Raw genomic sequence first — 19,239 nt, 5'->3', positions numbered from 1 at the left:
GTCTTGTGCTGGTTTCCGGGTTGCATTCCGCTGTCGCTGCATGCCCCCGGAAAAGGGGCGTTTGATGGGGACGGCAGGCCATCCTGATCTCCGGAACAGCCAGTTCCTCTAGTAATAGCCGCTGCCCGTGCGGGCCGCGTCGCCGTCGAAGCGCCGCGCCGAGAAGGCGCCGGTGAGGTCCGACTCCAGGCTCCCGGCCGCGACCATGCGGGCGATGTCGAAGGCGTGGTTGGAGGCGAGCGTCACGCCCGAGTGGCAGCAGGCCACGAAGGCGCCCGGATGGCTCTCCGACTGGTCGTAGATCGGGAAGCCGTCCTTCGGCATCACCCGGATGCCGGACCACGTCCGCACGACGTTGAGCCGGCCGAGATGCGGGAAGGTGCGCTGCGCCCGGTCCGCCATCACGGCGTTGACGCCGTGGTTCAGGCCGCGGTCGTCGAGGATGTCCTCCTTGCTGTCGCCGACCAGCACCGTGCCCTCGTCGGTCTGGCGGATCGTCGAGAGCGGGTGCGGCAGGAACGGCGCCGTGCGCTCGGTGACGATGATCTGCCCCCGCGTCGGCCCCATCGGCGCCGAGAGCCCGACCATCGGCGCCAGGGTCTGGTTGGCGTTGCCGGCGGCGAGCACCACCCGGCCGGCGCGGACCTCGCCCTGCGCCGTCGTCAGCCGGAACTCAGCCCCCGTCCGGGCGATCGCCGTCACCGGCCGCTCGGGCAGGTAGTCGACGCCCAAGAGCCGCATCCCGGCGTGGAAGGCCCGGAAGGTGCGCAGGGAATTCACGTGCCCGTCGAGGGGGCAGTAGCTGCCGCCCGAGACCTCCGGGCCGATCCCCGGCAGCATCGCCCCCACCTGCGCGGCGGAGAGCATCTCCATCCGGTAATCGGCGGCGCCGGTCTGGTTGTGCATCCGGGCGACGAGCGCGGCGCGGCGCTCGAACTCCGCCTCGCCCAGCGTGATGTGGAAGCCGCCATTCTGCTGCAGCGACACGTCGAGGCCGGTCTGCTCGTGCAACTCCTCGGCGAGCCTCCCCCATTGGTGGGCGGCGCGCACGGTCCAGCCCGTATAGGCGGGCAGGCCGAGCCCCTTGCTCTGCACCCAGACGAGGGCGAAGTTCGCCCGCGAGGCGCGCTTGACGGCGTCGCCCTCGTCGAGGACGGCGACCGTCCGGCCGAGGCGGCCCAGGCCCCAGGCGATCGCCGAGCCGAGCAGGCCGCCGCCGACGACGGCGACGTCGTAATCCTTGGACATGGTGTCTCCCATCGGGGTCAGGCTCCGGGATCGCCGGAGCCCATGCCTGTGCCCTTGCCGGCGAGCACGCGGTCGAGCCCGTAGAGGCGGTCGAGCAGGACGAGGGCCGCCATGGTGACGGCGATGACGCAGGCGGAGACCGAGGTCACCAGCGGATCGATGTTGTCCTGGATGTAGAGGAACATCCGCACCGGCAGCGTCTCGGTGCCCGGCGCCGCCAGGAAGACCGTCATGGTGAGGTCGTCGAAGGACTGGATGAAGGCGAGCGCCCAGCCGCTGACGACGCCGGGCAGGATCAGCGGCAGCGTCACCCGGCGGAACAGCGTCAGCCCGCCCGCCCCGAGCGACAGGGCCGCGCGCTCGATCGACGGGTCGAGGCCGCTCGCGGAGGCCAGCGTGAGGCGGAACGCGAAGGGAAACACCACCACCACGTGGGCGGCGATCAGCGCCGGGAAGGTGCCCCCGACGCCGAGCATCGTGAAGAAGCGCAGGAAGGCGACGCCCAGCACCACGTGCGGGATCATCAGCGGCGACAGGAACAGGGCGGCGAGCGCCCCGCGCCCCGGCAGGTCGTAGCGGGTCAACGCCAGGGCCGCCGGCACCGCGATGACGACCGCCACCGTGGAGGAGAGCGCGCCCAGCCCGAGGCTGACCCAGAAGGCATGGACGAATTCGGGGTAGTCCGCGATCGCCCGGAACCAGCGCAGGGACGGGCCGGCGGTGGGCAGCGACAGGTAGCCCTCGGGCGTGAAGGCGACGAGGCAGACCACCAGGATCGGCGCCAGCATGAAGGCGACGAAGAGCCCGTGGAACACGAGGGCGAGGGGGCCGTTGCGGCTCATCGGGCGGCCTCCCGGGCGCCGGTCCGGCGCTCGACGAGGGCATTGGCGCCGACCACGATCAGAACCAGGGCGGCGAGCAGCAGCACCGCCACCGCGGCGCCGAGGGGCCAGTTCAGGGTGTTCAGGAACTCGTCGTAGGCGAGCGTCGAGGCCACCTTGAGGCGCCGCCCGCCGATGATCGCCGGGGTCGCGAAGGCGCTCGCCGAGAGCGTGAAGACCATGATGGCGCCCGAGAACAGGCCGGGCATGATCTGCGGCAGGACGATGCGGGTGAGGATCGTGGCGCGCCCGGCGCCGAGCGAGGCCGCCGCGTGCTCGATCTGCGGGTCGAGGTTCTGCAGGGCCGCCCAGACCGACAGCACCATGAAGGGCATCATCACGTGGACGAGGGCCACGATCACGCCGGTCTCGGAGAAGAGGAAGGGCAGCGGCGCCCCGATCAGGCCGAGCGACATCAGGAGCTTGTTGACGAGACCGTTGCTGCCCCCGAAGAGCAGCGCCCAGCCGAGCGTGCGCGCCACCACCGAGATCAGCAGCGGGCCGAGGATCAGCAGCAGGAACAGCCCCCGCCAGCGCCGATCCATCCGGCTCAGGATATAGGCCTCGGGCGCGCCGAGCAGCGCCGTGACCCCGGTCGTGACGAGGGCGATGCGGAAGGTCCGCCCGAACATCTCGGCGTAGTAGGGGTCGGTGGCGATCTCCTGCCAGTTCTTGAGGACCAGGACCGGCTCGATGCCCTTGTACTGGCCCCAGTCGTGGAACGACAGGAGCACGGTCATCGCGAGCGGCACCAGCACGACGCCGAGGAACAGCATCAGCGCCGGCAGCAGCAGGGCGAGGGGCGCGACGCGGCGGCGCGCCCGCGGCCTCACCGCGTCGGGCGCGGCCGGGATGGCGGCGGTGGCCGTGCTCACGGGGCCGCTCCGCCCGCACGGACGCTCGCATCCTCCGGTCGCCACAGGAGCCCGACCGCCGCGCCCTCGCCGGGCTGGGGGGAACCGTCGTTCGGCCGGATGACGATGGCCGGGCCGCAGGCGGTCTCGCACTGGAACAGCCAGTGGTTGCCCTGGAAGATCCGGGCCGCGACCCGGGCCGGCAGGCCCGCCGCCCCGAAGCCGATCCGCTCCGGGCGCACGCTCAGCACCACCGGCCCGCCCGCGAGCCCGGCCGGGGCGGGCGCGCTCCAGTCGCCCGCGACCAGCCGGGCGGGCGAGGCGGCGCGGTCGATCGCGGCGGAGAAATCGTTGGTCTTGCCGAGGAACTGCGCCACGAAGGCGGAGGCCGGCCGCTCGTAGGTGTCCTGCGGCGTGCCGATCTGCTCGATCCGGCCCTTGCTCATCACCACGATGCGGTCGGAGAGCGCCATCGCCTCGGTCTGGTCGTGGGTGACGAGGATCGTCGTGGTGCCGAGGTTGCGCTGGATCTGGCGCAGTTCGATCTGCATCTCCTCGCGCATCTTGGCGTCGAGGTTCGACAGGGGCTCGTCGAGGAGGAGCAGGCTCGGGCGGATCACCAGGGCGCGGGCGAGCGCCACGCGCTGCTGCTGGCCGCCGGACATCCGGCGGGGATGGCGGTCCTCGTAACCGGCGAGCCCGACGAGCGCGAGGGCCGCGCGCACCCGCTCCTCGCGCTCGGCCCGTCTGACGCCCCGCATCTCCAGACCGAAGGCGACGTTCTCGGCCGCCGTCATGTGCGGGAACAGGGCGTAGCTCTGGAAGACGATGCCGAGGCCGCGCTTGGCCGGCGGCACCGCGACGAGGTCGCGCCCCTCCAGCCGGATCGCGCCGCGGGAGGGCGCCAGGAAGCCGGCGATCATCTGCAGCGTCGTGGTCTTGCCGCAGCCCGAGGGGCCGAGGAAGGAGATGAACTCGCCGCGCCCGACGGCGAGGCTGACATCCTCGACCGCCACATGCGCCCCGAAGGCCTTGGCGACGTGCTCCAGTTCGAGGATCGGCGCGGGGGTGGGGTGGGAATCCGTCGGCATGGTCTGTCCGGGGCTCGGAAGGGGCCGGGGGGCGGAGGGTTCGACGCTGCCTCACCACTCTTTTCCGGGCGCATGCAGCGTCAGCGGAATGCGACCCGGAAACCAGCACAGGAAGACGCGAAGCGACCGCTTGTCTGCAACGGTGCCGGCATGCGGCGCCGCTTCGCGGCGAGTCCTTGCGCTGGTTCCCGGATCTCCGTCCGCTGACGCTTCAGTCGTCCGGGACAGGGGGGATGGCGGTGCGATCAGCGCTCGACCTCGCGGTTCCAGCGCTTCGTCCATTCCTCGCGCTTGGCGTTGATGATCGACCAGTCCGGCGTGTAGAGCGCGGCGGCGCGCGCGCCGACCGGGGCCATCTTGACCACTTCCGGGGGCGCCTCGACCGATTTCAGCACCGGGCCGTAGCCGTATTCCTTCAGCATCAGGAGCTGCAGCTTGGGATCGAGCAGGGCCTTGATGAAGGCGGAGGCGAGCGGCGAGGCGTTCGGCTTGGCGATCGGGCAGGCGACCGTGAGCAGCGTCACCGCTCCTTCCTTCGGGTAGACGAAGTCCACCGGGAAGCCGGTGGCGGCCAGCGACTGCACCCGGCCGGTGCCCCAGACCGCCAGCACCGCCTGGCCCGACTGGAACAGCTCGGTCATCTTGCCGGGCGACGGTTCGTAGGCGAGCACGTTGGGGTTGATGTCGGTCTTGAAGATCTTGAAGCCGGCATCGACGTTCCGCTCGCTGCCGCCGTTCATGCGGGCGAGCATCAGCAGCGCGTTCAGCCCGTAGGTGTTGTTGATCGGCGGGATGACGAGCTGCTGGCGGTACTTCGGGTCCTTGAGGTCGTTCCAGGAGGTCGGGGGCGCCCAGCCCCGCTCGGCGAAGACCTTGGTGTTGTACATGAGCCCGGTGGCGACGAGGCCGGTCGCGACCGCGCGGTCGTCCTTGAAGCGGGCGAGGTCGTAGAGGTCGCCCGCCGGCAGCCCCTCGACCTTGCCGCAGAAGCCGAGGTCGATGGCCTGGTACATCGGGCCGTCGTCGACGATCGCCACGTCGATCTGCTGGTTGCCCTTCTGGGCCTGCAGCTTGGCGAGCGTGTCGGTCGAGTTGCCGGAGACGTACTCGACCCGGACGCCGTGGGCCTTCTCGAAGGCCGGGATCACGTCCGTCCGGATGGTCTTCTCGAAGGAGCCGCCGTAGCCCGCAACGTAGAGCACCGGGGGCTCGGCCCGGGCCGGGCCGAGGAACCCGGCGAGGGCCAGCAGGCCGGCAGCGGTCAGGAGGCCAAGCTGCTTCATGTCGGACCGATCTCCTCGCGCCTGCATCCGGCGCTGGTCCCGGGAGCGGTGAGATTGCCCAGGAACGCGCCATGCCCTCGAACAAGGCAAAACCTGCCGAGGAGGGCTTTCAGCGTCCAATGCATAATGGCACGCTGTTGATGTGGAATTGTTATGGTTCGGGGGCGGGATGGCACGCATCAACCTGCGGCAGGTCGAGGCCTTCCGGGCCATGATGCTGACCGGCAGCGTCACCGACGCGGCGGCCCGGATGGGGGTGACGCAGCCCGCGGTGAGCCGGCTGCTGCGGGACCTCCAGGCGGTGCTGAACATGCCGCTGTTCGAGAAGCGGGGCACCGGGCTCGTCCCGACCGCGGCGGCGACGGCCCTCTACACGGAGGTGGAGCGCTCCTTCGTGGGCCTGGAGCGCATCGCGGCCAGCGCCGAGGAGATCCGCAGCCGCCGGACCGGATCGCTGCGGGTGGCGGCCCTGCCGGCGCTCGCCAACGGCTACCTGCCCCGCCTCGCCGGGCGCTTCCTGATGGAGCGGCCGAACCTGAACCTGTCCTTCTTCGGCGTCATCTCGCCGATCGTGATCGACTGGGTGCTGAACAACCAGTGCGACGTGGGCTTCGCCGAGCTGCCGATCGCCCATCCGGGCCTGCCGATCCGGCGCCTGCCCCCGGTGGCGCGGGTCGCGGTCCTGCCGGAGGGGCACCGGCTCGCCGCGAAGGCGCTGCTGGAGCCGCGCGACTTCCAGGGCGAGACCTTCGTGTCGCTCACCGCCGGCTCGACGGGGCGGCACCTCGTGGATCAGGCGTTCCAGCGCGACGACGTCCGGCGGGTGCTGCGGATCGAGACCAGCCTGTCGGAGATCATGTGCGGGATCGTGTCGTCCGGGATCGCGGTCGGGCTGTGCGATCCCTTCACGGCGCGGGAATATCAGGGCCGCGGCGTCGTCGCGCGCGCCTTCGCGCCGCGGGTCGATTTCGAGTTCGCCGCGGTGTTCCCGCCCCAGCGCAGCCCCTCGCCGGTGGCGCTCGACCTCGTGGAGGCCGTGCGGCGGGCGCTCGCGGCGGAGCGGCCGGCCGGCTAGCGGCCGCCCGCGGTGCCGCCGCCTCGTCCTCGGCGTCCGGACCATGCTAGCCTCCGCCGCGCCGCCCCCGCCACGGAGACCCCTCCTGATCGAACTCGCCCCGGGCCTGATCCACCATCCGGGCTACCTCGACGCCGCCCGCCAGGCGGCGCTTGCGGCCGACCTCGCGGGCCTGCTCGCCGCCGCGCCGCCCTTCACCCCGACCATGCCCCGCAGCGGCAAGCCGTTCTCGGTGCGCATGAGCAATTGCGGACCCCTCGGCTGGGTCTCCGACCGCGCCGGCTACCGCTACCAGCCGCGGCACCCGGAGACCGGTGCCCCCTGGCCGCCGATACCGCCCGCCCTCCTCGCCGCCTGGGCGGACCTCGCCGGCGACGCCCGGCCGCCGGAGGCCTGCCTCGTCAACCTCTACGCCCCGGGCGCCCGCATGGGCCTGCACCAGGACCGGGACGAGGCCGACCTCGCCGCGCCCGTCCTGTCCCTGTCCCTCGGCGCGACCGCCCTGTTCCGCTACGGCGGCGCGCGGCGCGACGACGCGACGCGGTCGATCCGGCTGCGCAGCGGCGACGCCCTGGTGATCGGCGGGGCCTCGCGGCTGATCTTCCACGGCGTCGACCGGATCCTCGCCGAAGCCCCCGACCTCCTCGCCGCCCCGCCCCTGCCGGCGGTGCCGCCCGGGGGCCGCCTCAACCTCACCCTGCGACGGGTCTCCGCTTGACAGCGGCGGGCCGCGGGCCGACCCATCGCCCGCCAGACCCGGCCGGCCCCTCAGGCCGGCCGCAGGAGATCGCGACCATGTCCTTGCGCGTCCTCGCCGCCCTGCTCGTGAGCCTCGCCCTGTCGGGAGCGGCCCGCGCCGCCGACGCGGTGTTCCCGCCCGGCTCCCGCTTCGGCTTCGAGCCGATCCAGGACATGCAGGTGTCGCGGCGCTTCACCGGCTTCGAGCGGCCCGGGGGCGGCGCCACCGTCTCGGTGGTCGAGTTGCCGCCGCAGGACTACGCCGCGCTCACCGCGAGCTTCACCGCGGAGAGCCTCAAGGCCCAGGGCCTCACCGTGAAGAACCGGGAGGAACTCGCCCTCGACGGCGGCACCAAGGGCATCCTGTTCACCGGCGAGCAGCCGATCGAGCAGCCCGGCGCGCCCACCATCGCCAAGTGGGTGATGCTCGTCGCCGATCCGACCGTGACCGGCCTCGTCATCGGCCAGATGCTGCCGGGCAGCGAGACCGACGAGGCCATGCGCAAGATGCTCACCAGCGTGAAGCTGCGCCCGGCGCTGAGCCTCGACCAGCAGGTCTCCGCCCTCCCGTTCCGGGTCACCGACACCGCGGGCCTGCGGCCCGTGCGCGTGCTCGCCGGCAACTCGGTCCTCTACACCGACGGGCCCAAGGACCAGATGGCCAGCCTGGAGCAGCCGATCCTGGTCCTCGCCGAGGCGGTGCAGCCCGCGCTTCCCGCCGACCAGCGCGACGCGTTCGCCAAGGCGGCGCTCTACTCCAACCAGACCCTCAAGGACTTCGCCATCGAGCGCTCCCAGGGCTTCCGGCAGAACGGCGCCGACTGGCACGAGATCGTCGCGCGGGCCACCGACGTTCCCTCCGGCACGCCCGTGGTGGTCTCGCAGACCATCCGCTTCAAGCCCGACGGCTACTTCCGGGCGGTCGGCGTGGTGCGGGCGGAGGACCGCGAGAAGCTGCTGCCGCGCTTCCGGCAGGTGGTGGACGCCATCCAGTTCCCGTGAGGCGCCCCGCCTCCGAGAGGCCCCTCCGGAGGGCACCGCGGGACCTGTGAAGAAACCGTCTCCGGCCCTCGCCTGACCGGCGCCGGACGGGATCTGTCAGCCGCCGTTCATCCGGCCGCCCTATAGTCCCGCTTCATCGAACACCGACCGTCGCCGCCCCCGCGCCGCTCCCGGCGCGCGGCGTCGCGCGTCCCGGAGCGGCCCCCGCCATGCTCGCCCCCGCGTTCCCGCCCGAGCCATCCGCCCGGCCTGCCGCGGAGGGGGACCCCTCCCGTCTGATCGACAGCTTCGCCCCGGTCCTCGACGCGGCCTTCGGCCTCGACCGCAGCGGCGTCTTCCCGGAGGAGATCGAGGCCCTGCTCGCCCGGCTCGGCGGCCCGGCCCGGACGCCCTGGGACGAGGCGGCGGAGGAGGTCGAGGAGGCCGCGGCCGATCCGGTCCTCGCCCCGGCCTGAGTGCCCGCTCCGCGTCCGGCATCGCCGTCCGCACGTCATTGACCTTTGCGGCAGCTCGCGCGTTCTACGCTGATGATCAGGCGGGCAACGATCCTCGCGCGCTGATCCGGATTGGGAGGCGGAGATGGCCGAGGGGGCGGGCGGGTTGCTGCGGACGAAGCCGATCGAGCGGCTGAACGCGGACGCGGCGGCGGGGGAGCACGGGCTCCAGCGCAGCCTCGGCGCCTGGAGCTTGGTGGCGCTCGGCATCGGGGCGATCATCGGGGCGGGCCTGTTCTCGCTCACCGGCATCGCGGCGGCCGAGCATGCGGGCCCCGCCGTGGTGATCTCCTTCGCCATCGCGGCCCTCGGCTGCGCCTTCGCGGGCATGTGCTACAGCGAACTCGCCAGCATGATCCCGGTCTCGGGCAGCGCCTACACCTACGCCTACGCCACGATGGGCGAGTTCGTGGCCTGGATCATCGGCTGGGACCTCGTCCTCGAATACGCGGTGGGGGCCGCCACCGTCTCGGTGAGCTGGTCGAAATACGTCGCCACCCTGCTGCAGGGCTGGGGCATCGCCCTGCCGCCCCGGCTGCTCCACTCGCCCTTCGAGACGGTGCAGCTCGCCGACGGCACCGCCACGACCGGCCTCGTCAATTTACCCGCCGTGCTGATCCTCTGCCTGATCTCGCTCCTGCTGATCCGCGGCGTGCGCGAATCGGCCCGGGTCAACGCCGTGATCGTCGTCGTGAAGGTCGCGGTGGTGCTCGCCGTCGTCGGGGTGGGGCTGTTCTACGTCAAGGCGCAGAACTACGTGCCGTTCATCCCTGAGAACACCGGCAGCTTCGGCGAGTACGGCTGGAGCGGGATCATGCGGGCGGCGGGCGTGGTGTTCTTCGCCTATATCGGCTTCGACGCGGTCTCGACGGCGGCCCAGGAGGTCAAGAACCCCCAGCGCACGATGATGGTCGGCATCCTCGGCTCGCTGGCGATCTGCACCGTCCTCTACATCGCCTTCGCGGCGGTGCTCACCGGCCTCGTGCGCTACGACGCCATGAAGGGCGACGCCGCCCCGGTCGCCACCGCGATCGCCCAGACCCCGTTCCCCTTCCTGCAGGTGCTGGTGACGCTCGGCGTCATCGCGGGCTTCACCACCGTGATGCTGGTGCTGCTCTACGGCCAGTCGCGGGTGTTCTACGCCATGGCCCAGGACCGGCTGCTGCCGAAGGTCTTCGCGGCGATCCACCCGGCCTGGCGCACGCCCTACCGCTCGCACCTCGTCTTCATGGTCTTCACCGGCCTGCTCGGGGGCTTCCTGCCGATCAGCCAGCTCGGCCACATGACGAGCATCGGCACGCTGCTCGCCTTCGTGATCGTCTGCGCGGGCGTCATCATCATGCGGCGCACCCACCCGCACGAGCCGCGCGGCTACCGCGCCCCGGCCGTGCCCCTCGTGCCGATCGCCGGCATCGTGGTCTGCCTCGCCATGATGGCCTCCCTCGACGGCGAGACCTGGCTGCGCCTCGTGATCTGGCTGGCGATCGGGCTCGCGATCTATTTCGGCTACAGCCGCCGGCACAGCCGGGTCGGCCGCGACGCCGCCCGCGCGCATCCGGCCCCCTGAACCCGAATCGACCAGTCCTCGACCCGAATCGCAAAGAGCATCCAGCCGGCGTGCGGCGTCACACTGCCTCACGACTGGCGAGGGGCGAGACAAAGACGGCTTCTTCGACGAAGCTGTCTGTCTCCCGGGTTGGAGGAACATGTCCATGAGATCCTCTTCGATCGTCGCGGTGGTGGCGCTGCTGCTCACCGGACCGCCCGCCTTCGCGCAGGGCACCGCCCAGCAGCGGGCCGCCTGCACGTCGGATGCGTGGCGCCTCTGCGCCTCCGCGATCCCCAACGTGGGGGCGATCACCGCCTGCCTGCGGCGGGAATCCGCGAATCTGAGCCCCGCCTGCCGGACCGTGATGAACGAGGCCCAGGGCGCGACCCGGCAGGCGGCGGCGCCGCGGCCGGAGACGCCCCGCTTCGCCGCGCGGGCGACGCCCCGCCGCCTGGCGGAGAGCCGGACGGCCGCGCGGGCGACGCCGCGGCCGATGGCGTCCCGCGCCCTCGCGGCCCAGGCCACGCCCCGCTTCGCCGCCTCCCGCGCCGCCCCGGCCCGGATGGCGATGCGACGCGACGGCCGCATGGCGATGCTGCACCGCCCGGCGCGCCACGTCGCGGGCCGGCGCCGCTACGCGGGCGGCTATGGGGTGCCCGGCGGCCTCGGGGGGCTCGGCGGGCCGCAGAGCCGCTCGGCCATGCGGCAGGCCAATTACTGGATGCGCCAGATCGGCGGCATGATGGGCGGGATGCAGGGCATGGGCGGGATGGGCGGCATGTCCCTCGACTCCATCCGCGACATGCGCGTCGGCGACCTCATGAACATGATGGAGTGAGCCGAGGCCGGCGCGGGAGCGACCCCGCGCCGGCCGTCGCCGGCGGGATCTCCGCGCCGGCGCCGTGGACAGCATGCCCATGGGGAGCGGAAGTGAAATCCCGCCCCGCCGCCTGTCACACGAGTGTCGTCCCTCCGGGATCAGGGTCCCGGCGGGGACGCGTGGCAGAGTCCCTTCACCATAGGGGGAGCGGCGATGTCGAATTCGGCAATCGGCAACTTGGGCTCGTTGTCGGGTCCTTCGGGAACGCAGCATTCGCCGGAGGGACGGCCGAACCTCGACGGGCGGACCTCCGGCCTCGCCGCCGTGATCTTCCTGGCGGTGCTCGGGGCAGCGCTGCTCTACGTCGCCTACAGCATCCGACTCGACGTCACCGAGACCGGGACCGCGGTCGTCACCTACCTGCCCTTCCTCCTGCTCTTCGTGGCGCTGGTCATCGCGCTGGGCTTCGAGTTCGTGAACGGCTTCCACGACACCGCCAACGCGGTGGCGACCGTGATCTACACGCACTCGCTGCCCGCCAACGTGGCGGTGGTGTGGTCCGGCTTCTTCAACTTCCTCGGCGTTCTGACCTCCTCGGGCGCGGTGGCCTTCGGCATCGTCAGCCTGCTGCCGGTGGAGCTGATCCTGCAGGTCGGGTCGAGCGCCGGCTTCGCGATGGTGTTCGCGCTGCTCATCGCGGCGATCATTTGGAACCTCGGCACGTGGTTCTTCGGCCTGCCGGCCTCGAGCTCGCACACGCTGATCGGCTCGATCATCGGCGTCGGCGTCGCCAACGCCCTGATGCGCGGCCGCGACGGCACCTCCGGCGTCGACTGGTCGAAGGCGACGGAGATCGGCTGGTCGCTGCTGCTCTCGCCGCTCGTCGGCTTCATGGCCGCCGCGGCACTCCTGCTCGTGCTCAAGTTCGTGGTGCGCAACCCCGCCCTCTACGCCGAGCCGAAGGGCAAGGAGCCGCCGCCGTGGTGGATCCGCGGCCTGCTGATCGCCACCTGCACGGGCGTGTCCTTCGCGCACGGGTCGAATGACGGGCAGAAGGGCATGGGCCTGATCATGCTGATCCTGATCGGCACCGTGCCCACCGCCTACGCCCTCAACCGCTCGCTGCCGGATTCCTCCCTGGCGCAGTTCCGCCTGACCTCGCAGGCGGCCTCGGGCGTCATCGCCACGAAGGCCGCGGGCTACGACATCATCGGCGACCCCCGCCCGGCGGTGACCGCCTACGTCTCGGCCCACAAGATCGAGGGCGGCACCTACCCGTCGCTCGCCGTGCTGGTGAAGGACATCGCCGGGCAGATCGACCGCTACGGCTCGCTGGCCAAGGTCCCGGCCGAGGTGGTGGGCAACACCCGCAACGACATGTACCTCGCCTCGGAGGCGATCCGCTTCCTGATGAAGGACAAGGAGAGCGAGCTCTCGGCCGCCGAGGTCGGCACGCTGAACGCCTACAAGAAGAGCCTCGACGAGGCGACGCGGTTCATCCCGACCTGGGTCAAGGTCGCGGTGGCGATCGCGCTCGGGCTGGGCACCATGGTGGGCTGGAAGCGCATCGTCGTGACGGTGGGCGAGAAGATCGGCAAGACGCACCTGACCTACGCGCAGGGCGCCTCGGCCGAGCTCGTCGCCGCCACGACCATCGCGGCCGCCGACATGTACGGCCTGCCGGTCTCGACCACCCACGTCCTGTCCTCCGGCGTGGCCGGCACCATGGCGGCCAACCGCTCGGGCCTGCAGGTCTCGACCCTGCGCAACCTCGCCATGGCCTGGATCCTCACCCTGCCGGTGGCGATGCTGCTCTCGGGCGTGCTCTACGCGATCTTCGTCCGCGTGTTCTGACGATGACCGCCACGGCGGCCGCGGCGACCCCGCGCCTCCTCTGCGACGAGCCGACCCTTCCGGGCCTGCTCTTCGCGATGGTCTTCGACGAGACCGGGCGCGGCCGCCCCGTCTCCCGCGACGAGGCCCTGCCGGACCTCGGCAGTTTCGGCGAGGGCTTCCTGTGGCTGCACCTCAACCTCGTCGATGCGCGGATCGAGGGCATGATCGCGGAGGGCCGGCTCGGCCCGCCGCGGCTCGCCGCCGCGGCCTTCGCGCGCGACGAGCACCAGCGCATCGCCGTCGAGGGCGGCTTCGTGGGCGGCGTGGTGGCGGATCTCGTCCGCGACCGCGAGGCCGCCAAGCCCGACCCGGCGGGGCGGCTCCACTTCGTGATGGGCCCGCGCTTCCTGGTGAGCGGCCGCCGCCACCCGGTGGTCGCGCCCGACGCCACCCGGGAGGCCGCCCAGGAGGGCGAGCCGATCCAGGCGCCGATCCGCCTCCTCGAATCGCTGGTCGGCCACGTGGTCACGGCGATCGCGCAGCGCGGCACCGCCCTGTCGGAGGAACTCGACGCGATCGAGGACCACATCATCGACGAGGCCGCCCGCGACGAGCGGCGGCGGATCGGCCCGATCCGCCGCGACGCGGTGCGGCTCCATCGCCAGCTCCTCGGCCTGCGGGCGGTGTTCCACCGCTTCGAGCAGGACGGGGCCGTCGAGGGGCTGGCCGACCGGGAACTCGCGACCGCCTCCCGCATCGCCCAGCGCCTCGATTCCCTCGACCGGGACATGGTGGCGATGGCCGAGCGCAGCCGCCTGCTCCAGGAGGAGCTCTCCGACCGGCTCGCCGAGGAGACCAACCGCCAGCTCTTCACCCTCTCGGTGCTGACCGCCCTGTTCCTGCCGCCGACCCTGGTGACGGGGTTCTTCGGCATGAACACCAAGGGGCTCTACCTGAGCGACTACGAGGACGGGACGACGATCGCGCTGGCGATCGCCGCCGTCTCGGCCGTGATCGTCTACCTGGTGATCCGCTTCCTGGGCCTGAAGGCGCCGCGGCGCTGACGGCCGGCGTGTCCTCCGGCCGCCCCGCGCCATCGCCTGTGCGGGCCGGGTCGCGGTCCGGGTGTGGCCGCCCCGCCGCAACACGCGGAAATCAAAACCGGTCCCGCCGCGTGCCGAGACGGCGGCGGTCTGCAACCGCTAGGATATGCAACGCTCCTAGACGGAGCGTTTCGGGTCTTGCACGATATGCGTTCCACGCTCCTCGGCCTCGCGGCACTCACGATCGCCATGGGCTCCGGCGCCCCGGCCGCCGACCTCGCGGCGCCGGTGCCGGCCTACACCGCGCCGGTGCAGCCGCTGAGCATCGTCTCCGAGCTGCGCATCGGCGGCTCGGCCCAGGATCCCTGGAGCCCGGAGCGGGGCAGCGGCAACGTCGTCGGCGAGGTGCTGCTCGCCAAGCCGACCCTCACGCCCGACCCGTTCTGGAACCAGTTCATCCCGCGTCCGACCGTCGGCGGCAGCTACAACACGGCCGGCCGCACCAGCTACGCCTATCTGGGCGCGACCTGGACCTTCGACGTCACCGACCGGATCTTCGTCGAGGGCTTCTTCGGCGGCTCCTTCCACGACGGCAATACCGGGCGCTTCGTTCCGGTGAACTTCAACGCGCTCGGCTGCTCGCCGCTGTTCCGCGAGGCCGCCTCGGTCGGCTTCCGCATCGACGCGCACTGGGCCGTGCTCGCCACGATCGAGCACCAGTCGAATGCCGGGCTCTGCGTCAACAACCGCGGCCTGACCAATGTGGGCGGGAAGATCGCCTACACGTTCTGAGCCGGGGTCGGCCTCACCTTAACCTGCGGCAGGGCGGGGCCGGGCGCGATCCGTCAGGCTCCGACCGGACCGGCGAGGGCGGAGCGCGGCGATGGACGAGGGGCGCGGCGGCCCGGACGAGGCGGCGCGGCTCGCGCGCGCCGTCGAGATCGGCGGCCTCGGGCTCTGGGACCTCGACCTCGACGCCGGACACCTCGCCACCTCCGCCCTCTGCCGCCGGATCTTCGGCCGCGCGGAGGACCTCCCGTTCTCCTACGACGACCTCCTGGCGGTTCTGCACCCGGAGGATCGCCGCCTGCTGACCGACGCCGTGGCGGGCGCTGCCGCGGCGGGCGCCGGGTTCTCGGGGATCTACCGGGTCCTCACCCCGGCCGGCACTCCGCGCGAGGTCGAGATGCGGGGCGGCGTCGAGGATGCGAGGGCGCCCCGGCGCCTCGTCGGCGTCGCCCTCGACCGGACGGAGAGCCGGCGTGTCGAGCGGGCCCTGCGCGACAGCGAGGCTCAGCACGCGGCGATCTTCGCCCAATCCGCCGCCGGCTTCGCGGTGATGGACGCGGAGGGCCGCTTCACCCGCGTGAACCCGCGCTACTGCCAGATCGTCGGGCGCCGGGCGGAGGACCTGCTCGCCGGCCTGCCGCTGCTCGCCATCACGCATCCGGACGACCGCGCCCGCAACCGCGCGCTGTTCGAGGGCGCGCGCGAGGCGGGCCGGCCCTTCGACATCGAGGAGCGCTGCCTCCGCCCGGACGGGCGTACGGTCTGGGTGCGCAACAGCGTGGCGGCCATCCGGGACGAGGGCGGCCGGGTGCGTGAGATGCTCGGCGTCTGCGTCGACATCAGCGCCACGAAGGCCGCCGAGGAGGAGTTGCGCGCCAACGAGGAGCGCCTGCGGCTCGCCGTCGAGGTCGGCGGCCTCGGGACCTGGGACTGGGATCTCGCCACCGGGGCCGTCGACTGGTCCGACGAGCATTACCGGATCCAGGGCTACGCGGTCGGCGAGGTGACGCCGAGCTTCGAGGCCTGGGCGGCGCGGGTGCATCCCGAGGACCTGCTGCCGGCGACCGCCCGCATCGCGGCGGCCCGCGACGCCCGCCACCCCTACGCGCACGAGTTCCGCCTCGTCCATCCCGACGGCACGGTGCGCTGGTGCATGGCGCGGGGGCGCTTCTTCTACGACGGGGAGCGGCCCGTCCGGATGATCGGCGTCATCATGGACACCACCGAGCGGCGCGGATGGGCCGAGCGCCAGGAGCTTCTCATCGCGGAACTGCAGCACCGCACCCGCAACCTGCTCTCGGTGGTGCGCAGCATCGCCGAGCAGACCCTGGCCCGGACGGGCCCGACCGAGCGCTTCCGGGAGCAGTTCAACGACCGCCTCTCGGCCCTGTCGCGGGTGCAGGGCCTGCTCTCCCGCTCCGACCAGGAGCCGATCACCCTGCCGATGCTGATCCGCACCGAACTCGACGCGCTCGGCATCGCGGGATTCGGCGACCGCGTCCGGCTCGCCGGGCCGGAGGTGCGCCTGCGCAAGGGGAGCGTGCAGACCTTCGCGCTGGCCCTGCACGAACTCGCCACCAACGCCCGCAAGCACGGCGCCTTCGCGTGCGAGGCCGGCCGCCTCTCGGTGACGTGGCGCGTCGCGGCGGATGGCGAGGGCCGGCGGCTCGCCCTCGACTGGATCGAGGAGGACATCCGGCGGTCCGCGCCGCCGCGGCCCGACGGCTTCGGCCGCCACCTGATCGAGCGGGCGCTGCCCTACGCCCTCCAGGCCCGCACCCGCTACGACCTCGGCGAGACGCGGCTGCACTGCGCGATCGACCTGCCGCTGGCCGATCCGGCGGGTGGCTGAGCGGGCCCCCTCCCCGCGTCCGATTGGAACCGCCCCCCGCCTCGTGTAGACCGGTCCGCGGGCCCTAACGGCCTCGAGAAACCGCACGAGGTCCGTCGCGCCGTGGTCGTCCTCAACCGCATCTACACCCGCACCGGCGATGCCGGCACCACCGCCCTCGCGAGCGGGGAGCGCCGCTCGAAGGCGGATTTGCGCATCGAGACCTACGGCACCGTCGACGAGACCAACGCGTGCCTCGGCCTCGCCCGGCTGCACACGGAGGGCGACCTCGACGCGATGCTGTCGCGGGCGCAGAACGACCTCTTCGACCTCGGCGCGGACCTTGCCACGCCGGAGAGCGACACCCCCCTGCCCTACGAGCCCCTGCGCCTCGTCGCCGCGCAGGTGGAGCGGGTGGAGCGGGAGATCGACGCGCTCAATGCCGGCCTGCAGCCCCTGCGCTCCTTCGTGCTGCCGGGCGGCACGCCCGCCGCGGCCGCCCTGCACCTCGCCCGCACGGTCTGCCGCCGGGCCGAGCGGCTGGCGGTGGCGCTCGCCGCGACGCCCGGCGAGCGGGTCTCGCCGGTGGCGGTCCAGTACCTGAACCGCCTCTCCGACTTCCTGTTCGTGGCCTCGCGGGTGGCCAATGCGGGCGGCGCCCGGGACGTGCTCTGGGTGCCGGGCCAGAACCGGACCTGAGCGCGGCCATACCGGATTTTCGAAACCGCGGCGCGGCTGCCGTGGCGGGAGGGGCGCACCCCCTCTTCGGGGCGCGTTGACATTTCGGAAAATCGGCCGCTACGGTCCGGCACCTTGCTCCCCAAAGGGATGGTCGGCGGATCCGCGCGGAGATGGCGCAGAGCCGCACGCCCGTTCCGGCCCGGAAGGAAACGACGGTCATGAAGGTCCTGGTGCCCGTGAAGCGGGTCGTCGATTACAACGTCAAGATCCGGGTGAAGCCGGACGGCTCGGGCGTCGAGCTCGCCAACGTCAAGATGTCGATGAACCCCTTCGACGAGATCGCCGTCGAGGAGGCGATCCGCCTCAAGGAGAAGGGCAAGGTCACCGAGATCGTCGCCGTCTCGATCGGCCCGCAGCAGGCCCAGGAGACCATCCGCACGGCGCTCGCCATGGGGGCCGACCGCGGCATCCTGGTCAAGACCGACGCCGCCGTCGAGCCGCTCGCCGTCGCCAAGCTCCTGAAGGCGCTGGTCGACAAGGAGGGGCCGAGCCTCGTCATCCTGGGCAAGCAGGCGATCGACGACGATTCCAACCAGACCGGCCAGATGCTCGCGGCGCTGCTGGGCTGGCCGCAGGGCACCTTCGCGTTCCGGCTCGAGGTCGGCGAGGGCGCGGTCGAGGTCACCCGCGAGATCGACGGCGGCCTCCAGACGCTGAGCCTGCAGCTGCCCGCGATCATCACCACGGACCTGCGCCTCAACGAGCCGCGCTACGCGTCCCTGCCCAACATCATGAAGGCCAAGAAGAAGCCCCTCGACACGGTCGAGCCCGAGGCGCTCGGCGTCGACGTGGCGCCCCGCCTCAAGGTGCTCAAGACCGTCGAGCCGGGCGGGCGGCAGGCGGGCGTCAAGGTCGCCTCGGCGGCCGAACTGGTCTCCAAGCTGAAGGTCGAGGCCGGCGTCCTCTGACGCGCCTCCCGAGAAGAGGACATTCCCCCATGGCCACCCTCCTCCTGGTCGAGCATGCCGAGGGCAAGCTCAAGGACGCGTCCCTGAAGGCGCTCACCGCCGCCAAGCAACTCGGCGCCCCCGTCCACGCGCTCGTCGTCGGCGCGGGCAGCCGGCAAGCCGCCGAGGCCGCCGCCGCCCTCGACGGCGTCGAGAAGGTGCTGCTGGCCGAGGACGCGGCCTTCGACCATCTCCTCGCCGAGCCCACCGCCGCCCTGGTGGCGGAACTCGCCGCGACCTACGACGCGGTGATCGCCGCGGCGACCACCGAGGGCAAGAACGTGCTGCCCCGCGTGGCCGCGCTCCTCGACGTGGCGCAGGTCTCGGACATCATCAAGGTGGTGGCGCCCGACACCTTCGAGCGCCCGATCTACGCCGGCAACGCGATCCAGACGGTGCAGGCGAGCGAGGCCAAGAAGGTCATCACCGTGCGCACCGCCGCCTTCAAGGCGGCGGAGGCGGGCGGCGCGGCGGCGCCGATCGAGCCGGCCGCGGCGGCGGCCGTGCCGGAGCCGAAATCGTCGTTCAAGGGCGAGGAGATCGCCAAGTCCGACCGTCCGGAACTGGCCTCGGCGAAGTTCGTGGTCTCGGGCGGGCGCTCGCTCGGCTCGGCGGAGAAGTTCAAGGAGCTGATCGAGCCGCTGGCGGATTCGCTCGGCGCGGCGGTCGGCGCCTCGCGGGCGGCGGTGGATGCGGGCTACGCGCCCAACGACTGGCAGGTCGGCCAGACCGGCAAGGTGGTGGCGCCGGACCTCTACGTGGCGGTGGGCATCTCCGGGGCGATCCAGCACCTCGCCGGGATGAAGGATTCCAAGGTGATCGTGGCGATCAACAAGGACGAGGAGGCGCCGATCTTCCAGGTGGCGGATTACGGCCTCGTCGGCGACCTGTTCCAGGTCGTGCCGCAGCTCCGCGAGGCGATCGCCAAGGCGAAGGACTAGTCTCGGGGACGGCGGGCGGGCCTGCGGGCGCGCCCGACCGAGGCGGAGAACGGGCGGGGCCGGCTGTCGTCTTCGG

18 protein-coding genes are annotated in these 19,239 nt (G+C 72.2%); 13 read left to right on the top strand and 5 right to left on the bottom strand.

Annotated elements, in window-relative coordinates; all coding sequences use genetic code 11:
• Window positions 1-108: 108 nt before the first annotated feature.
• The 5 genes from ACW9J6_RS28330 to ACW9J6_RS28310 all read right to left on the bottom strand — a co-directional run bounded on the left by ACW9J6_RS28330 (window position 109) and on the right by ACW9J6_RS28310 (window position 5,357).
• Window positions 109-1,248, bottom strand: a complete 1,140-nt coding sequence (locus tag ACW9J6_RS28330; RefSeq protein WP_457119687.1) for an NAD(P)/FAD-dependent oxidoreductase — start codon at window positions 1,246-1,248, stop codon at window positions 109-111.
• A 17-nt stretch (window positions 1,249-1,265) separates the two neighbouring features.
• Window positions 1,266-2,090 carry an ABC transporter permease gene (locus ACW9J6_RS28325; protein WP_457119686.1) on the bottom strand — a complete coding sequence of 275 codons (825 nt, stop codon included), beginning with the start codon at window positions 2,088-2,090 and terminating at the stop codon, window positions 1,266-1,268.
• Window positions 2,087-2,962 (bottom strand): ABC transporter permease, encoded by an 876-nt coding sequence (locus ACW9J6_RS28320; protein ID WP_457119697.1) that lies wholly within the window; start codon window positions 2,960-2,962, stop codon window positions 2,087-2,089. Before ACW9J6_RS28320 ends, ACW9J6_RS28325 begins: the two co-directional genes overlap by 4 nt.
• Window positions 2,963-3,000: 38 nt before the next feature.
• Entirely contained in the window at window positions 3,001-4,074 is a 1,074-nt protein-coding gene (locus tag ACW9J6_RS28315) for an ABC transporter ATP-binding protein (RefSeq protein ID WP_457119685.1), read from the bottom strand.
• Window positions 4,075-4,319: 245 nt separating this feature from the next.
• On the bottom strand, window positions 4,320-5,357 hold the full coding sequence (locus ACW9J6_RS28310; protein WP_457119684.1) for an ABC transporter substrate-binding protein: 1,038 nt from the start codon (window positions 5,355-5,357) through the stop codon (window positions 4,320-4,322).
• 169 nt (window positions 5,358-5,526) lie between these two features.
• On the opposite strand from ACW9J6_RS28310, the gene ACW9J6_RS28305 reads away from it, so the two are divergent.
• The 13 genes from ACW9J6_RS28305 to ACW9J6_RS28245 all read left to right on the top strand — a co-directional run bounded on the left by ACW9J6_RS28305 (window position 5,527) and on the right by ACW9J6_RS28245 (window position 19,163).
• Window positions 5,527-6,432: a LysR substrate-binding domain-containing protein gene (locus tag ACW9J6_RS28305; protein WP_457119683.1), complete on the top strand. Its 906-nt coding sequence runs from the start codon at window positions 5,527-5,529 to the stop codon at window positions 6,430-6,432.
• Between the two features lie 43 nt (window positions 6,433-6,475).
• Window positions 6,476-7,150, top strand: coding sequence for an alpha-ketoglutarate-dependent dioxygenase AlkB (locus ACW9J6_RS28300; RefSeq protein ID WP_457119682.1), 675 nt, complete (start codon window positions 6,476-6,478; stop codon window positions 7,148-7,150).
• Window positions 7,151-7,227: 77 nt separating this feature from the next.
• On the top strand, window positions 7,228-8,172 hold the full coding sequence (locus ACW9J6_RS28295) for a hypothetical protein (RefSeq protein ID WP_457119681.1): 945 nt from the start codon (window positions 7,228-7,230) through the stop codon (window positions 8,170-8,172).
• A 209-nt stretch (window positions 8,173-8,381) separates the two neighbouring features.
• Complete coding sequence (locus ACW9J6_RS28290) at window positions 8,382-8,627, top strand: hypothetical protein (protein ID WP_457119680.1); 246 nt, start codon at window positions 8,382-8,384, stop codon at window positions 8,625-8,627.
• Between the two features lie 124 nt (window positions 8,628-8,751).
• Entirely contained in the window at window positions 8,752-10,233 is a 1,482-nt protein-coding gene (locus ACW9J6_RS28285) for an amino acid permease (protein ID WP_457119679.1), read from the top strand.
• 145 nt (window positions 10,234-10,378) lie between these two features.
• On the top strand, window positions 10,379-11,053 hold the full coding sequence (locus tag ACW9J6_RS28280) for a hypothetical protein (RefSeq protein WP_457119678.1): 675 nt from the start codon (window positions 10,379-10,381) through the stop codon (window positions 11,051-11,053).
• Between the two features lie 195 nt (window positions 11,054-11,248).
• Window positions 11,249-12,889: an inorganic phosphate transporter gene (locus ACW9J6_RS28275; RefSeq protein ID WP_457119677.1), complete on the top strand. Its 1,641-nt coding sequence runs from the start codon at window positions 11,249-11,251 to the stop codon at window positions 12,887-12,889.
• A gap of 2 nt (window positions 12,890-12,891) precedes the next feature.
• On the top strand, window positions 12,892-13,935 hold the full coding sequence (locus ACW9J6_RS28270; protein ID WP_457119676.1) for a transporter: 1,044 nt from the start codon (window positions 12,892-12,894) through the stop codon (window positions 13,933-13,935).
• 186 nt (window positions 13,936-14,121) lie between these two features.
• On the top strand, window positions 14,122-14,706 hold the full coding sequence (locus tag ACW9J6_RS28265; RefSeq protein WP_457119675.1) for an acyloxyacyl hydrolase: 585 nt from the start codon (window positions 14,122-14,124) through the stop codon (window positions 14,704-14,706).
• 91 nt (window positions 14,707-14,797) lie between these two features.
• Window positions 14,798-16,555, top strand: coding sequence for a PAS domain-containing protein (locus ACW9J6_RS28260; protein ID WP_457119674.1), 1,758 nt, complete (start codon window positions 14,798-14,800; stop codon window positions 16,553-16,555).
• Between the two features lie 102 nt (window positions 16,556-16,657).
• Entirely contained in the window at window positions 16,658-17,233 is a 576-nt protein-coding gene (locus tag ACW9J6_RS28255) for a cob(I)yrinic acid a,c-diamide adenosyltransferase (protein ID WP_457119673.1), read from the top strand.
• 200 nt (window positions 17,234-17,433) lie between these two features.
• Window positions 17,434-18,183 carry an electron transfer flavoprotein subunit beta/FixA family protein gene (locus ACW9J6_RS28250; protein WP_457119672.1) on the top strand — a complete coding sequence of 250 codons (750 nt, stop codon included), beginning with the start codon at window positions 17,434-17,436 and terminating at the stop codon, window positions 18,181-18,183.
• A gap of 29 nt (window positions 18,184-18,212) precedes the next feature.
• Window positions 18,213-19,163, top strand: coding sequence for an electron transfer flavoprotein subunit alpha/FixB family protein (locus ACW9J6_RS28245; protein WP_457119671.1), 951 nt, complete (start codon window positions 18,213-18,215; stop codon window positions 19,161-19,163).
• The last annotated feature ends 76 nt before the right edge of the window (window positions 19,164-19,239 follow it).

It is taken from the genome of Methylobacterium sp. JK268, from assembly GCF_054052225.1.
The sequence above is the reverse complement of the archived record's forward strand: the minus strand, read 5'-3'. Positions and strand labels throughout refer to the sequence as shown.

Bases quoted from the DNA above. Each gene is read 5' to 3' on its own strand.
- ACW9J6_RS28270 (WP_457119676.1), top strand. From the start codon at position 12,892: ATGACCGCCACGGCGGCCGCGGCGACCCCGCGCCTCCTCTGCGACGAG.
- ACW9J6_RS28260 (WP_457119674.1), top strand. From the start codon at position 14,798: ATGGACGAGGGGCGCGGCGGCCCGGACGAGGCGGCGCGGCTCGCGCGC.
- ACW9J6_RS28285 (WP_457119679.1), top strand. From the start codon at position 8,752: ATGGCCGAGGGGGCGGGCGGGTTGCTGCGGACGAAGCCGATCGAGCGG.
- ACW9J6_RS28305 (WP_457119683.1), top strand. From the start codon at position 5,527: ATGGCACGCATCAACCTGCGGCAGGTCGAGGCCTTCCGGGCCATGATG.
- ACW9J6_RS28290 (WP_457119680.1), top strand. From the start codon at position 8,382: ATGCTCGCCCCCGCGTTCCCGCCCGAGCCATCCGCCCGGCCTGCCGCG.
- ACW9J6_RS28300 (WP_457119682.1), top strand. From the start codon at position 6,476: ATGCTAGCCTCCGCCGCGCCGCCCCCGCCACGGAGACCCCTCCTGATC.
- ACW9J6_RS28245 (WP_457119671.1), top strand. From the start codon at position 18,213: ATGGCCACCCTCCTCCTGGTCGAGCATGCCGAGGGCAAGCTCAAGGAC.
- ACW9J6_RS28280 (WP_457119678.1), top strand. From the start codon at position 10,379: ATGAGATCCTCTTCGATCGTCGCGGTGGTGGCGCTGCTGCTCACCGGA.
- ACW9J6_RS28295 (WP_457119681.1), top strand. From the start codon at position 7,228: ATGTCCTTGCGCGTCCTCGCCGCCCTGCTCGTGAGCCTCGCCCTGTCG.
- ACW9J6_RS28315 (WP_457119685.1), bottom strand. From the start codon at position 4,074: ATGCCGACGGATTCCCACCCCACCCCCGCGCCGATCCTCGAACTGGAG.
- ACW9J6_RS28325 (WP_457119686.1), bottom strand. From the start codon at position 2,090: ATGAGCCGCAACGGCCCCCTCGCCCTCGTGTTCCACGGGCTCTTCGTC.
- ACW9J6_RS28275 (WP_457119677.1), top strand. From the start codon at position 11,249: ATGTCGAATTCGGCAATCGGCAACTTGGGCTCGTTGTCGGGTCCTTCG.
- ACW9J6_RS28250 (WP_457119672.1), top strand. From the start codon at position 17,434: ATGAAGGTCCTGGTGCCCGTGAAGCGGGTCGTCGATTACAACGTCAAG.
- ACW9J6_RS28330 (WP_457119687.1), bottom strand. From the start codon at position 1,248: ATGTCCAAGGATTACGACGTCGCCGTCGTCGGCGGCGGCCTGCTCGGC.
- ACW9J6_RS28265 (WP_457119675.1), top strand. From the start codon at position 14,122: ATGCGTTCCACGCTCCTCGGCCTCGCGGCACTCACGATCGCCATGGGC.
- ACW9J6_RS28310 (WP_457119684.1), bottom strand. From the start codon at position 5,357: ATGAAGCAGCTTGGCCTCCTGACCGCTGCCGGCCTGCTGGCCCTCGCC.